9 protein-coding genes are annotated in these 14,354 nt (G+C 71.4%); 3 read left to right on the top strand and 6 right to left on the bottom strand.

Annotated elements, in window-relative coordinates:
• Window positions 1–10 precede the first annotated feature (10 nt).
• Window positions 11–1,837: an AMP-dependent synthetase/ligase gene (locus ACZ7L4_RS10395; RefSeq protein ID WP_472101309.1), complete on the top strand. Its 1,827-nt coding sequence runs from the start codon at window positions 11–13 to the stop codon at window positions 1,835–1,837.
• A 40-nt stretch (window positions 1,838–1,877) separates the two neighbouring features.
• Here the strand turns inward: ACZ7L4_RS10395 and ACZ7L4_RS10390 are convergent, their stop codons facing one another.
• The gene (locus ACZ7L4_RS10390; RefSeq protein ID WP_472101308.1) at window positions 1,878–3,926 is read right to left on the bottom strand and encodes a pectinesterase family protein; all 2,049 of its coding nucleotides are present in this window, start codon (window positions 3,924–3,926) and stop codon (window positions 1,878–1,880) included.
• Window positions 3,927–4,224: 298 nt separating this feature from the next.
• Here ACZ7L4_RS10390 and ACZ7L4_RS10385 point away from each other — a divergent pair, with 298 nt between their 5' ends.
• A complete protein-coding gene (locus ACZ7L4_RS10385) occupies window positions 4,225–6,390 on the top strand; it encodes a DEAD/DEAH box helicase (protein ID WP_472101307.1) in 2,166 nt (721 codons plus the stop codon).
• A 51-nt stretch (window positions 6,391–6,441) separates the two neighbouring features.
• On the opposite strand, the gene ACZ7L4_RS10380 is transcribed toward ACZ7L4_RS10385, so the two are convergent.
• The 3 genes from ACZ7L4_RS10380 to ACZ7L4_RS10370 all read right to left on the bottom strand — a co-directional run bounded on the left by ACZ7L4_RS10380 (window position 6,442) and on the right by ACZ7L4_RS10370 (window position 11,634).
• Window positions 6,442–9,567 carry a glycoside hydrolase family 2 TIM barrel-domain containing protein gene (locus tag ACZ7L4_RS10380; protein WP_472101306.1) on the bottom strand — a complete coding sequence of 1,042 codons (3,126 nt, stop codon included), beginning with the start codon at window positions 9,565–9,567 and terminating at the stop codon, window positions 6,442–6,444.
• Window positions 9,568–9,703: 136 nt separating this feature from the next.
• Window positions 9,704–10,522 (bottom strand): SDR family NAD(P)-dependent oxidoreductase, encoded by an 819-nt coding sequence (locus ACZ7L4_RS10375; RefSeq protein WP_472101305.1) that lies wholly within the window; start codon window positions 10,520–10,522, stop codon window positions 9,704–9,706.
• Complete coding sequence (locus tag ACZ7L4_RS10370; RefSeq protein ID WP_472101304.1) at window positions 10,519–11,634, bottom strand: LLM class flavin-dependent oxidoreductase; 1,116 nt, start codon at window positions 11,632–11,634, stop codon at window positions 10,519–10,521. The genes ACZ7L4_RS10375 and ACZ7L4_RS10370 overlap by 4 nt, the downstream gene beginning before the upstream one ends.
• Window positions 11,635–11,810: 176 nt before the next feature.
• Between ACZ7L4_RS10370 and ACZ7L4_RS10365 the strand changes: the two genes are divergently transcribed.
• Window positions 11,811–12,866 carry a lipoate--protein ligase family protein gene (locus tag ACZ7L4_RS10365; RefSeq protein WP_472101303.1) on the top strand — a complete coding sequence of 352 codons (1,056 nt, stop codon included), beginning with the start codon at window positions 11,811–11,813 and terminating at the stop codon, window positions 12,864–12,866.
• A gap of 19 nt (window positions 12,867–12,885) precedes the next feature.
• Here ACZ7L4_RS10365 and ACZ7L4_RS10360 read toward each other — a convergent pair whose 3' ends face one another.
• Complete coding sequence (locus tag ACZ7L4_RS10360) at window positions 12,886–13,308, bottom strand: PPOX class F420-dependent oxidoreductase (protein WP_472101302.1); 423 nt, start codon at window positions 13,306–13,308, stop codon at window positions 12,886–12,888.
• Between the two features lie 147 nt (window positions 13,309–13,455).
• Window positions 13,456–14,331 (bottom strand): LysR substrate-binding domain-containing protein, encoded by an 876-nt coding sequence (locus tag ACZ7L4_RS10355; RefSeq protein ID WP_422414625.1) that lies wholly within the window; start codon window positions 14,329–14,331, stop codon window positions 13,456–13,458.
• Window positions 14,332–14,354 lie beyond the last annotated feature (23 nt).

The following is a 14,354-nucleotide window of genomic DNA, read 5'->3' as shown; positions in this document are numbered from 1 at the left end:
GAGCAGACACATGCGGCAATACGCATCACCCCGCCTGGCGCCTCTGTTGGTGTCGGGTGGTCTTGCCGACTCCGTCTTCGACGCCGCCCTGGAGGACCCGCACCGCACGCAGTTCTCGCTGCTCCAGGACGGCCGTCCGCCGCTGGAGGTCAGCGCGGCGCGGTTTCGCGACGAGGTGATGGCCGTGGCCCGCGGCTTCCTCGCGGGCGGCGTCGGCATGGGCGACCGGGTGATCGTGATGTCGCGCACCCGCTACGAGTGGACGCTGATCGCGTACGCCCTGTGGACCGTCGGCGCCGAGATCGTGCCCGTCTACCCGACCTCGTCCGCCGAGCAGGTGCGGTGGATCCTCTACGACACGGACGCCGTGGGCGTCGTCGTGGAGAACGAGCACAACGCGATGACGGTGGCCGCGGCGTACGGCGCGCGCACCGATCTGACGCGCCTGTGGGAGCTGGACTCGGGCGGCATCGACCAACTCGTCGAGGCGGGCGCCTCGGTGCGGGACGAGGACGTGCACCGCTACCGGGCCGCGGTCGACCCGCGCGCCACCGCCGTCATCTGCTACACCTCCGGCACGACGGGCCGCCCCAAGGGCTGCGTCATCACCCACAGCAACCTGGCGTCCGAGTCGGACAACCTCCTGGTCGGCTGGGCCGACGCGCTCACGCCGCCCGACCGGCAGCAGACCCTGCTCGCCTTCCTGCCGCTGGCGCACTGCTACGGCCTGATGGTGGTGGTCAGTTCGGTGCGCGGCGGCATCAACATCGCCCATCAGCCCGACGTCTCCCCCAGCGCGCTACTGCCCGCCCTCGCGGCGTTCCGGCCGACGATCCTGTACGCGGTCCCGTACATCTTCGAGCGGGTCTTCGCCAAGGCGCGGGTCAACGCCCAGGACGGCGGCCACACCGCCCTGTTCGAGCGGGCCGTGCGCACCGCGATCCGGTACGCGGCCTCGGTGCAGCGCCACGCGGCGGGCGAGGGCCCGGGCCCCGGGCCGCGCATGCGGCTCATGCACAAGGTGTACGACCGCCTCGTGTACGCGAAGGTGCGGGCGGTGCTCGGCGGCCGGGTGCGCGACGCCGTGTCGGGCGGCTCGCCGCTCTCCCGCGACCTGGGCCTGTTCTACCAGGGGTGCGGCGTCACCGTGTACAACGGCTACGGCCTCACCGAGACGGCGGCCGCGGTCACCGTGCAGCCGCTCGGCGCGGTGCGACACGGCACGGTGGGCAAGCCGATGCCGGGCAACGCCGTGTACATCGCGGACGACGGCGAGATCTGGGTGGCGGGCGACGTCGTCTTCGCGGGCTACCTCAACAACCGCAAGGCCAACGAGGCGGCGCTGCGCGACGGTTGGTTCGCCACCGGGGACCTCGGCCATCTGGACGCCGACGGCTATCTGGTGATCACCGGCCGCAAGAAGGACATCATCATCACCAGCGCCGGCAAGAGCGTCTCGCCACAGACCCTCGAGGAGGAGCTGCGGGCCCATCCGCTGATCTCCGGCTGCCTCGTGATCGGCGACAACCGCCCGTACGTCACGGCCCTGATCACCCTCGACCCGGAGGCCCTGGCGAGCTGGCAGGCGCTCAAGGGCCGCACTCCCAGCGCCCCCGAGGAGGCGGTCCTCGACGAGCAGCTGCACGGCCACATCCAGCGCGCGGTGTCACGTGCCAACTCCCGTGTCTCGCGCGCCGAGTCGATCCGCGCCTTCCGCATCCTGCCGCACGAGTTCGGCGCCACCCAGGGCCTGCTCACCCCGTCCCTGAAGGTCCGCAGGGCGGCGGTCCTGGAGGCGTACGCGCAGGACATCGAGGAGTTGTACGCGGCGCGGTGAGCGGCGCCGCGTACAAGCGCGGTGTCCCGTCGTCCGGCCGTCAGGAGGCCGTGGGCGTCCAGTCCCCCAGCCAGTCCGCGACCTCCTGCTGCGCGGCCTGCGAGTCGCTCAGCTGCGGACGGTCGGCGCTCGCCGAACCGGCCCCGTCGCCGGTGTTCTTGTACTCGGCGAACCGGTCGTCCTTCCACGAGAAGCCGCCCATGTCCGTCCACGGCTTCGCCTTGATCGCGGCGCTCAGCGTGGAGTTGCGGACGGTGGCCTGCGGGTCGAGGGAGGCGTCGCCGCCCGCGTGCCAGTTGCGGCCGAGGTGGAAGGAGCCGGCGGAGACGTCGCCGCTGATGGTGGTCCGGTTGACGAGCAGGCCCTTCTTGCCCGCGGCGGTGCTCGGCGCCATGACGTACCCGGCGGACGTGCCGTCCCAGCGCTTCTTGAGCGTGATCACGGACTGGTCGATGACGGCGGTGGCGCCGCCGAAGATGAAGTCGACGTTGCCGATGACGTAGGAGTTCTTCATGTAGACGCGCTTGCCCGCGCCGTCGAGCAGCAGCGTGTCCTGGTCGCCGCTGGTGATGACCGAGTCGAGGAAGACCTTGTCGGCGCTGGTGCGCAGCGCGACCGCCTGCGCGGCGATGGAGGTGTCCTTGGACTCGTCGTAGTCGTTGCTGACGCTCAGGTTGCGCAGCTGGGTGTCGGCGGCGAGCACGGTGACGGTGGCGCTGCCCGAGGTGCCGTACGTCGACCCGTCCGGCTTCTTCGACCCCGCGGCGTGCCCCTCGACGAGCACGGTGGACTTGCGGCTCGAACCGGTGCCGACGACGGTGATGTGCGGCTTGTTCGCCGGGATGTTCACGGTCCCGCGGTACGTGCCGGGCGCGACCTTGATGTCCACGCGCGCGGTGTTGTTCGCGGGCACGGCGTCGACGGCGGCCTGCACGGTCCTGTACTGGCCGCTGCCGTCGGCGGCGACGGTGAGGGTGGTCGCGGCGGCGGCCTTCGTCGTCGCACTCGCCGTCGTTCCGATCGAACTCCTGGGCCCGGCCCCGGACTTGAGCTTGCCCGGCACGTCCGCGGCCTTGTCGAGCGTGTAGGCGTAGAAGTCCGACGGTGTGAAGGCGCTGCCGCCGCTCTCGTTGCGGCCGCTGGTGCCGGAGAAGACGCTGCCGCGCTGCACGAGGGTGGCGGTGGAGTCCTTGATGACGGGGTTGTTGACGCCCTGGAAGTAGCTGTTCTCCAGGACCATCTTCGTCCTGCCGCGCGAGTAGTTGCCGTACGAGGACGTGATGTCGGTGTCCGGGTCGTCCTGGAGGTAGTTGTTGTAGAGGTGCGCGTGCGCGGCGTTGTCGGTGGAGGGGTTGCGCTGTTCCGTCTCGCGGATCCAGTTGTGGTGGATGGTGATGTCGGTGACGACGTTCTCGGTCCAGCCGATGCCGAAGGCCTTGTTGTCGTTGCTGAGCTTGTTCCAGGAGACGGTGATGTTCGTCGAGTCCTTGCGGACGTCGATCAGCCCGTCGGCCATCCTGCGCAGGTCGTTGTGGTCGATCCAGACGTGGTGTGCGCCGTCCATCTGAACGGCGTCGAAGTCGTGGTCCTTGTCGTTCCAGGTGCCCTGGTAGGAGTCGCGGATCGTCAGGTTGCGGATGATGACGTTGTGCACGCCGGTGCCGAGGAAGAAGCCGCCGCCGACGATGTGCCCGGCGGTGCCGGCGCCCACGATGGTCTTGTCGGAGGCGACCTTGATCTCCTTGCCGACGGGGTCCATCTTGATCTCGCCCGCGACGACGATGACGTAGGGCTTGCTCGCGGTCGCGTACTTCTCCAGGTCGGCGAGGGTCTTCACGGTGACGGTCTCGCCGCCGCGCCCGCCGTACGTGCCGTTCTGCCCCTGGGCGTTGACGGAGGCGAACCCGTCGGCGGTGTCGTCGGCCCATGCGGCGGCCGTCGCGGCGGTGGCGGCGCTCGCCGTGTCGTCCGCGCCGATGAACCCGCCGCCGTAGGCGAGGGCGCCCGCGGCCGCGACGGCGAGCGGAGCGCCCGCGAGGAGAACGGTGCGGCGTCTGCGGTGGCGGGACTTGCTGCGGGTGTCACTCATGAGCTCATGCACTCCGTACGTGGTGGGGGAAGCCGTGCCGGGTGGCACGTGACGGTGTGGTGTTGCCGCGGGGGGCGGGAAGGTTGCCGGTCGACTTCAGCCCCGCCGTCGGACGAGAGCCAGCAGGGGCCGGGGCAGCGCCACCAATTCAAGCCCCTGCGGCGATTGAGCAGCGGGGTCTGGGGCAGAGCCCCAGGACCGCAACGCCGTTGCAGGACGCCATGCCGACTGTCACACCCCGATGCGAAGATGCACGGACCGGCCGGAGCCGGACACGCCAAGAGGAGGGCAGGGCCCAATGGGACGCACGGAGCGGGACGCCGTCGCCGACGGCACACGCCTCCACGCGGCCGCGCGGGCACTGCTCGACGACCACGCACGCGCCGTGCGAACCGTGCGGGACGCCCTCGCCCCGCTGCTCGACGAGTCGGTCGCCCGCGTCCTCGACACCATGCCCGTGGCACGGCTCCAGGAAGCCACGGACGGACGGGTCCGCGTCGGCCTGGTGGAGCGCGACGGGCTGACCACGGTCCGGCAGGTCCTCGACGCGGGGCCCGCCCGCCTCAACCAGATCCACGGCGTGGGCCCCCAGACCGCCACGCAACTCCTCGCCGCCGCGGGCCGCATCGCCGACCGGGTGCGGCAGACGGCGGCGGTGCCGCTCGACGTGGACGAGCCGGAGCCCCGGACGACCGCCGTGGTCATGGCACTGCACGTGCTGGTGGAGGCGGGCCCCGACGCGCGGCACGCCGTCGACACCGCGACCGGCATCGCACGGCGGCTCGGTCCGCTGCTCGACGAGGCGCGGCCCGCGGCGGGGCGGCTGCGGCTGCTGTTCACCGGGCGGGCACGGCGGGCCCGCGCCCTGGACGCCGCCGAGCAGGTGCGGGCGCTGGTCGCGGAGGCCGAGCGGGCGGGCACCGGGCCGCTGCTCGCGCAGGCCTCGGTCGACCTGCTGCGCGGGCCCGCGAACGACGTGGCGGCCTGGGTCGACTTCGAGGTGCGCTCGGCCGAGTACTACAGCGTGCTGGGCGAGATCTGCGGCCTTGCGCCCGACAAGGACGCCGCCGAGGGCTTCCTGCCCGCCGACATCGCCGAGCAGGTGCGCGCGCAGCAGCTCGACGAGTCGCGGCTCCGGGTGTCGCTGCGCGGCTACCAGGCGTTCGGCGCCCGCTTCGCGCTCGCGCGGCGCCGCGCGCTGCTCGGCGACGAGATGGGGCTCGGCAAGACGGTCCAGGCCATCGCCGCGCTGACCCACCTGGCGGCCGAGGGGCAGAGCCACTTCATGGTCGTGTGCCCGGCGAGCGTCCTCGTGAACTGGACGCGGGAGATCGAGGCCCGCAGCGCGCTGCGCGTCCTTCCGGTGCACGGCGCGGACCGGGGCGAGGCCTTCGCGGACTGGAAGGGCCGCGGCGGTGTCGCCGTCACGACGTACGACGCGCTGCGCACGCTGCCCGCGCCGGGCGGCGGCGAGCTGGGGATGCTCGTCGTCGACGAGGCGCACGCGGTGAAGAACCCGGAGACGCTGCGCTCGAAGGCCGTCGCCGAGTGGGCGGAGCACTGCGATCGGGTCCTGTTCATGACCGGTACGCCGATGGAGAACCGGGTCGGCGAGTTCCGCAACCTCGTACGCGTACTGGATCCCCCGCTCGCGGACCGGCTCGACGAGGAGGACGGCCTCGCCGGATCGGTCGCGTTCCGCACGGCGGTCGCCCCCGTCTATCTGCGGCGCAACCAGGACGACGTCCTGGCCGAGCTGCCGAGCCTCCAGCACACCGACGAGTGGGAGGAGCTGAGCGGCGCCGACGAGGCCGCCTACCGGGAGGCCGTCGCGTCCGGCAATTTCATGGCCATGCGCCGCGCGGCGTACGCGCGCCCCGCCGAGTCCGCCAAGCTGGAGCGGCTGCGCGAACTGGTGAGGGAGGCGGCGGAGTCGGGCCAGAAGGTCGTGGTGTTCTCGAACTTCCGCGATGTGCTGGCTGTCGTCCGCGACGCCCTCGGCACCGAACCGCCCGTCGGCGGCCCGGTGTTCGGTCCGCTGACCGGCAGCGTGCCGCCCGCACGCAGACAGCTGCTGGTCGACGAGTTCGCGGCCACGGACGGGCCGGCCGTCCTCGTGTCGCAGATCCAGGCCGGCGGCGTGGGACTCAACATCCAGGCGGCCTCCGTGGTGATCCTGTGCGAGCCGCAGATCAAGCCGACCCTGGAGCACCAGGCCGTGGCGCGGGCACACCGCATGGGCCAGGTCAGATCGGTGCGGGTGCACCGCCTCCTGGCCACCGGCGGCGTCGACGAGCGCCTGGTGCGGATACTGGCCGACAAGTCCCGCCTGTTCGACGCGTACGCCCGGCGCAGCTCGATGGCCGAGGCGACGCCGGACGCGGTCGACGTGTCCGACGCGGAGATCGCGCGCCGGATCGTCGAGGAGGAGCAGGCACGCCTGGGCGTGGCGGCCGAGGGCTGACCCGTCAGTCGGTCGGTCCCCGGCCGTCACGCGTGGGCACCCTGCCCGGAATCAGGACTCCGCCACGTCCAGCGCGCTGATCCCGATGCCGCCGCTCGCCTCCCCGGGCTTGCGGCTGATCAGTCTCAGGCGCAGCGACCGGCCGCGTACCGCGTCGAAGGTGAGGACGGTGGGCTCGCCGGAGCCGTCGGCCCAGGCGATGTCGACGTCGTCCACGACCTTGTACGTGTCCCCGTCCCCGACCGCCACCTCGATCGCGGCGGGCAGGGAGTGGGTGGCGTCGACCGTGAAGGAGGCCTCGACGCGGCCCACCCGTCGTTCCTCCGCCCAGGTCACCGAGACCCAGTCGGCCGGACGGGCGCCGTTGAAGGCGGGGAGCAGGGCGGTGGCGGCCTTGGCGAAGGCGTTGGACCACTGGGTGGCCGGGTCGCCGTCGAGCATCGCAGCGGGGAGTGCCTTCGTGGCACCCGAGTAACTGGCGTCGGCGTGCGGGTACTTGGTGGCACCCGGGCCCGGGTCGGGGGCGAAGGGCTCGGCCGGGGTGACCGGCTCCCCCGCGGGGCCCGTGACCCGCAGCGTCGCCGTGCCCTGCCGCAGGCCCTTCGCGCGCGCCGTGACGGTGAGGCGGCCCGGCTCGGTGCCCGCGCGCACGATCGCGAGCGCGAGTCCGTGGAACGTCGTGCGGGTGCTGGCCTGGTAGCGCTCGGCGGACTCCTGCTGCCCGTTGTCGACGCCCGCCAAGTGCCCGCCCTTGACGTCGAATTCGAGGAGCCGCGCGGCGTCCGGGACGACGATCCCCTTCGCGTCGACGACCTCGGCCGTGACGAAGGCGAGGGCCCGCCCGTCCGCCGCGACCGACTTCCGGTCCGCCGTCAGGCGCACGGCGTGCGGGGCCCCCGCCGTACGCAGCACGTCGGTGGCCACCGCCTTGCCGCCGCGGCGTGCGACGGCCTTCAGCTCACCGGCCGCGAAGGGCACCTTCCACGTCAGGTGCAGCTTGCCCGCGCTGTCGTTCGGCGAGGTGTAGCTGCCGGGGTAGGGGCCGGAGGTGATGGTCTTGTCGTCGTGGGTGGCCTCCGTGGTCTCCAGATACGGGCGGCCGTCGACGGTCTTCTTCTCGTCGAAGGAACGCACGCCCAGGGAGCGGCCGTTGAGGTATAGCTCGACCTCGGCGACGTTCGCGTACGCCCACACCTCGACCTCCGCGCCCTTCTCGTGCGTCGTCCAGTCCATGGGCAGCAGATGCACCATCGGCTCGTCGGTCCACTGGCTGCGGAAGAGGTGGTACATGTCCTTCGGGAAGCCGGCCGTGTCGACCGCGCCGAAGAACGACGCCTTCACCGGGAACACGTCGTACGGGGTGGGCTCGCCGATGTAGTCGATGCCCGACCACAGGAACTCGCCGGCGAAGAAGCGCCGGTCGCGGTCCTTCTTCAGGCCGTACTCGCCGCTCATGGTCCACGAGGCGAGGTTGTTGTCGTACGAGGAGGTGGCACGCTTGCCGGGTGTGTGGTTCTCGCCGGTGTTGAGGTGCTCGGGCTCCTGGTACGTGCCGCGGCTCGACGTCTCGGAGGAGGACTCGGACTCGAAGAGGAACAGGTGCGGGTAGCGCTTGTGCAGCGCGTCCACGGACGCGGCGGTGTTGTAGTTGAGGCCGAGGCCGTCGAGCCCCGCGACGATCTTGTCGGCGGGCGAGCCGACGGCGGGCAGCGAGCGGTACTTGTCGGAGCCGATGACGATCGGGCGTGTGCCGTCGAGTGCCTTGATGTCGGCGACGAGGCGCTCCGCCATGGCGATGCCCTCGGTGCGGGTGGAGTCGGGGATCTCGTTGCCGATGGACCACATGAGGACGGCCGGGGAGTTGCGGGCGGCGCGCACCATCTCGGCGATGTCGGCGTCGGAGTGCTCGTCGAAGAAGCGCCCGTAGTCGTAGGTGTTCTTGCCGGTGCGCCAGCAGTCGAAGGCCTCGACGAGCATGATCAGGCCGAGGTCCTCGCAGGCCTCGATCACTTCGGGCGCGGGCGGGTTGTGCGAGGTGCGCAGCGCGTTGACACCCATGGACTTCATGATGGCCAACTGGCGGCGGACGGCGTCGGGTTGCACGGCGGCGCCGAGCGCGCCGAGGTCGTGGTGCAGGTCGACGCCCTTGATCTTGGTGTGCGTGCCGTTGAGCGAGAGGCCCTGGTCGGGGTCGAAGGTGGCGTGCCGCAGGCCGAAGCGGGTGCGGTAGGTGTCGACGGTGCGGCCGTCGACGCGCAGGTCGGTGACGAGGGTGTAGCGGTTGCCCGGGGTCTCGATGGACCACAACTCGGGCTTTTCGAGCCGCAGTTGTACGTGATCCGTCTTGCCGTCCCTGCCGACTGCCGCGAGGGTCGACTCGGCGCGGGCCACGCGGCGGCCCTTGGCGTCGCGGACGGTGGACAGGACCGTCACGTCGCCCGAGTCGCCCACGACGGTGGTGCGCACGTCGACGGTGGCGTAGCCCTTCTTCAGGGTGCCCGCGAGGTCGGGCGTGGTGACGAAGGTGCCCCAGCGCTCGACGTGCACGGGCTCGGTGACGACGAGGCGGGCGTTGCGGTAGATGCCGCTGCCGGAGTACCAGCGGCTGCTGGGCAGCCGGTTGCGGACCTCGACGGCGAGCAGGTTGGGGGTGGCGCCGTCGAGGTGCAGCAGGTCGGTGATGTCGTGGGCGAACCCGGTGTAGCCGTAGGGGTGGTGGGTGACGAGCTCACCGTTCACGTAGACATTGGAATCCATGTAGACACCGTCGAACTCGACGGAGATCCGCTTGCCCGCGTACGCCTTCGGCACCGTGAACGTCTTGCGGTACCAGCCGAGCCCGCCGGGCAGGAACCCGGTGCCGCTCGTCGTGTTGTGCTCGGCGGTGGGCGTCTGCTCGATGGACCAGTCGTGCGGGATCGCGACCTTCCGCCACTTCGTGTCGTCGAAGCCGGGCCGCTCGGCGTCCGCGTACGCGCCGGTCGGGTCGGTGATGCCGTCGGGGCTGACCAGCGCGAAGCGCCAGCCGTCGGCGAGGTCGACGGTGCGGCGGCCGACACTGCCGGTACGCCCTTCGGTGGCGCGGGCCGCGGGCGCGGCGAGCGCTCCCACGACGGGAGCGGCCGCACTTGCGGCCAACACGGTTCTACGGCTGACGGATCTACGGCTAGCAGACATGCGGAAATCCCCTCGAAGCCAACATGACTCGCCACAAGCGAACGTGAGTCAACAGATTCTTGTGGCTTCGTGTGGGGATTAGTCAAGAGCCTTACAGAACAACCTGGTTGGCGACACAGCGGCGCGGCGACGCGCCTCAGGTGTCACCGATCGTCGGATACGGGAACTTGACCCCGGTACCGCCGTCCACGACGAGCGTCTGGCCAGTCACGTACGAGGCGAGCGGCGAGGCCAGGAAGAGCAGGGCGGCGGCGATGTCGGCCGGTTCGGCGACGCGGCCGAGTGGGGCGTTCGCCGCGTTGGCCGCACGGCCCTCCTCACCGAGCAGGCCCGCGACGCGCGGCGTCCACACGACCCCAGGGGCCACCGCGTTGACCCGCACCCCACGCGGCCCGTACTCGACGGCGGCCGTGCGCACCAGCGACATCAGGCCCGCCTTCGCGGCCCCGTACGCGCCGTGCAGTGGGGCCGCCGTGAGCCCGGAGACCGAGGCCACGAACACCAGCGGCCCGCCGCCCGCCGCGGCCACCGCCGCTCCCCCGTACTGAACGGCGAGCCAGGCATGCCGCAGGACCAGGTCGAAGTGCCACTGCCACGCGTCGTCGTCGAGCGCGTCCAGGGCCTCGTAGCGGGCCATGCCGACGATGTCGACGACACCGCCGACCGGCCCCAACTCCCGTTGCGCATAGGCGAAGAGGTCCTGCACATCCTGCCGCCGCGTGACGTCCGCGACGTACGGGACACCGCCGGTCTGCGCCGCGACCGCCTCCGCCCGCTCCTTGTCGACGTCCACGCACAGGACGCGCGCGCCCGCCGAGGTGAGGGCGTGGGCGGCCTGCCGGCCGATGCCGTTGCCCGCGCCGAGCAGGACGAAGGCGCGGCCGTCGACGCGGTGCAGGGCGGCGTAGTCGGGGACGGGGGTGTCGTCGAGCGGCTCGCCCGCGGGAGACGTCACGAGGCGTCCGGCCACGGCTTGTACGCGGCCAGTTCCGGGATGACTTCCTTGCCGAGGATCTCGATCGTGCGCAGGATCTCCCGGTGCTCCAGGTACCCCCACTGGACGTAGCAGATGAGCTGGTCGATGCCGAGGTCCGCGTACCGCTTGGCCTTGCGGACGATGGTCTCCGCGTCGCCGATGAGGATCATGTCGCCCGCGTCGAAGTCGGCGACCGGGACGTTCCCCTCGATGATCGGGTTCAGGAGCGGAAAGGTCTCGTCGCGCTCCTTCGCGGAGAGGTGCGGCAGCTCCCAGTCGAGGGTGAACTGGGCGAGGTTGCGGTACCACCAGGCGACCGAGTCCCACACGCGCTGCGAGGGCCGGTCGGCGGCGTGCACGAGGGTGTAGGCGGCGACCTTGTCCGTGGTGACGTCCGTGATCGGGCTCGGGGTGCGGGCGGCCGCCCGGTACGCGGCGACCTGCCGACCCATCGCCTCCAGCGGCTGCATGATCGAGAAGGACAGCAGCCCGAGCCCGGCCGCGCCCGCGACCTCCGCCGAACCGGCCGAGGTGGCCGCCATCCAGCACGGCGGATGCGGGTCCTGCACGGGCTTCGGGGTGACCATGCGGCGCGGGAAGCTGTACCGCTCGGACTCGTACGCGAAGTACTCCTCGCGCCACATGCCGGTGACGATCTCGATGGCCTCGCGCCAGTCGGCCCGCGACTGCTCCCGGTCGACGCCGAACGCGGTCTGCTCCATGGGGGTCGACCGGCCGGTCCCCCACTCCACACGCCCGTCCGAGAGCACATCCACGGCCGCCACCTTCTCGGCGAGCCGGGGCGGCGGCGTGAAGCCGAACGGGGTGAGGGTGACACCGAAGCCGAGCCGGATCCGCTCGGTCAGCGCCGCCAGATGGCCGAGCAGCACCTCGGGCGCGGGACAGTGCGAGCGGCCCTCGCGGAAGTGGTGCTCCACCGCCCACACCGTGCGAAAACCCATCCGGTCCGCGAGCCGGATCTGCTCGACGGCCTCCCGGTAGGCGCGCTGCTCGGCGGCGCGCTGGCCGTGCGGGTGCGTGCCCCGCCAGGGCTTCGGTACGTCGATCTCGTACAGCACGTCGAGGTCCATGGCCGCGCTCCTCCGGTAGGTCGGCCGGTGGGGATGCGGGGCGACGATGCGGGAGATCTGACGAAGAGTCAATAGAGACGGGTGCCGGTCGTGGGGACGCCCGTGGAACCCGGAATGTCCGGACTCCGGTTAGCGTTGTCCGCGAGGACGGACAACCTGGTGGAAGGCGGCACACCGTGCACGGCGAGTACAAGATCCCCGGCGGCAAGCTGGTCGTCGTCGACGTGAACGAGGTGGGCGGGGTGCTGCGGGACGTCCGCGTCGCGGGCGACTTCTTCCTGGAGCCGGACGACGCGCTCCTCGCGATCAACGCCGCGCTCGAAGGGGCCCCGGCCGACGCCGACACGGCCACCCTGGCCGCCCGGATCGACGCGGCGCTGCCGCCCGGCACGGTCATGCTCGGTCTGACGACGGAGGGTGTCGCCACGGCGGTGCGCCGCGCGCTGGCGCAGGCCACGGACTGGCGGGACTACGACTGGCAGCTGATCCACGACGCGCCCCAGTCCCCCGTCCTGCACATGGCGCTCGACGAGGTGATGGTGGAGCAGGTCGCACTCGGCAAGCGCCCGCCGACGCTGCGGGTGTGGGAGTGGGACCGCCCCGCGGTGATCATCGGCAGCTTCCAGTCGCTGCGCAACGAGGTCGACCAGGAGGGCGTCGAGCGGCACGGTGTCACCGTCGTGCGCCGGATCTCGGGCGGCGGCGCGATGTTCGCCGAGCCCAAGTCCACGATCACGTACTCGCTCGCGGTGCCCGAGTCCCTGGTCTCCGGCCTCTCCTTCCAGGACTCCTACGCCTACCTCGACGACTGGGTGCTCGGCGCGCTCTCCGACATGGGCATCAAGGCGTGGTACCAGCCGCTCAACGACATCGCCACGGACATCGGCAAGGTCGCGGGCGCCGCGCAGAAGCGGGTCGCGGCCGGGCAGGGCGCGGTGCTGCACCACGTGACGATGTCGTACGACATCGACGCCGACAAGATGGTCGACGTGCTGCGCATCGGCAAGGAGAAGCTGTCCGACAAGGGCACGAAGAGCGCCAAGAAGCGCGTCGACCCGCTGCGCCGTCAGACCGGCCTTCCTCGCGAGGAGGTCATCTCGCGCATGATCGACTCGTTCCGGAGCCGCTACGGCCTGACGGAGGACAAGGTCACCGACGAGGAGCTGGCCCGCGCCCGCGACCTCGTCCGCACCAAGTTCGGTACGGACGAGTGGACGGCGCGCGTGCCGTAGCCTCCGGCCGGGACCGGGGTTACACGGTGGCCTGGTCGCTGTCGCGGAACTCGCCCCAGCCGTGCCAGCGCTCGACCTCCATGACCGCCGTGAACCGGGCGCGCTCGCGCTCCGGGTAGGGGCCGCCCGCGTAGTGGGTCGAGATCCGGTCGATGTCGGCGAGTCCCTTGTCCTCGCGGATCTCGACGACCCGGCCGATGAGGGTGATGTGGGTGTACCAGCTGTCCTTGTCGAGGACGGTGAGCGTGACCCGCGGATCACGCCGCAGATGCCCGAGCCGAACCCGCCCCTCGTCCATGTTGAGCAGCACGCGTCCGTCCTCCCAGAGGTACCAGGTGGCGGCGGACACAGGCGCCCCGTCCGACCGGAGGGTGGCAACGGTGGCCGGATTGGCCCGCTCCAACATGGCGACGGCTTCGGCGGACAGCGGCGGCTTGGACACGTTTCCTCCTGCTACGTCGAGGGTTACGCGGTCGACCTTAGTGACGTTCAGCGGCAAGCGCGCAAAACCAAGCCCCTCCGGCGATTGAGGAGCGGGGTCCGGGGCGGAGCCCCGAGGGCGGAGGACGGCCGACCGCAACAGGCCCGGTCACAGCAACCGCAGAAGCGCATGCAACGCCGGATTGTCATTCGCCTTCCGCCACACCAAATGCAACTCGACGGGCGTCGCGTCGGACAGCTCCAGCGGACGGAACGCGATCCCAGGAAACCGCATCTGCGCGGCCGACTCCGGAACGAACGCGATCCCCCACCCCGCATGCACCATCGCCAGCAGACTGTGCACCTGGCTGAGGTACTGCGTGAACCGCGGCCGCACCCGCGCCTCACGGAAGATGCTCACCAGGAGCTCGTGGAAGTAGCGCGCCTCGATGGGCGAGTACATCAACACGTCCTGCCCGTCGAACTCCCCCATCGGCAACGGCCCTTCGCCCTCGGCGAGCGGATGCCCGCTCGGCACCGCGGCGAGCAGCCCCTCGCGCGTGGTCGACCGGGTCTCCAGGTCGGGACCCGTGCTGGAGGGCCGGATCATGCCGAGGTCGAGGGACCCCTCGGTGAGGGCCTCCAGCTGGTCCCGGGTCACCTTCTCCCGGAGCACGATCTCCGTACCGGGCATCGAGGTCCGGGCGACGTCGAGCAGCGGGCCGAGCGCGGAGTACGCGCTCGCGGCGGTGAAGCCGACCGCGATCGCACCCGCCTCACCCGTGGACACCTGCCGCGCGGCGAGCGTGGCGGCCTCGGCCTGCCGCAGGATCGTGCGCGCCTCGTTGAGGAAGGCGCGCCCCGCGGGCGTGAGGCGGACGGTGCGGTTCGTCCGATCCAGCAGCTGGACGTCCAGCTCGTGTTCGAGGAGCTGGATCTGCCGGCTGAGCGGGGGCTGTGTCATCCGCAGCCGCTCGGCGGCCCGCGTGAAGTGCAGTTCCTCCGCGACGGCCACGAAGCTCGCCAGCTGCGCAAGCGTGAACAACGATGCCCTCCAGGTATTGGATC

The sequence above is a fragment of the Streptomyces sp. NPDC107575 genome, from assembly GCF_055657265.1.
The sequence above is the reverse complement of the archived record's forward strand: the minus strand, read 5'-3'. Positions and strand labels throughout refer to the sequence as shown.